The organism is Enterobacter sp. IF2SW-B1 (assembly GCF_001743375.1).
GTDB classification, from domain to species: domain Bacteria; phylum Pseudomonadota; class Gammaproteobacteria; order Enterobacterales; family Enterobacteriaceae; genus Enterobacter; species Enterobacter bugandensis.
The window spans coordinates 1-360 of sequence record NZ_MJAA01000378.1 but is presented as its reverse complement, the minus strand read 5'-3'; the positions used below and the strand labels follow the sequence as shown (position 1 = coordinate 360).

The window sequence follows — 360 nt, the reverse complement described above, 5'->3', positions numbered from 1 at the left end:
CGAAATCAACGATGTCCTGAGCGGCATGATGTTCAGTGAACTGGCGCAAATGCTGGTGGATAAAAAAGAGTTCAGCCGCTATTACGCCTCGCTGTTTAACGACCCGTCCATGCTGCCGCTCCTGGTGGAGCCGCGCAAACCGCTGCAACCCTTCCTCGACGACATCCGGCAAATCCGCAACAGCATTACGGTGCAGAAAACGGTAAGTTCGGCGCAAATTCAGCTGCTGGATAACAACTACATGCAGATCTCCCGTCCGGTTCAACGCGAGTATGAAGAGGCGAGAACCCGCCTCAACCCGGCCGGAATCAAGGCGGTGGATCCCAGCGAGCTGCCCGCCTGCAGGGAAAAGCCGCAAAA

The 360-nt window shown here is 56.4% G+C and carries 1 protein-coding gene; it reads left to right on the top strand.

The features are described 5' to 3' along the window. The coding region (locus A6013_RS24720; protein WP_254677919.1) for an STY4199 family HEPN domain-containing protein at positions 1-360 on the top strand (360 nt) is incomplete at both ends.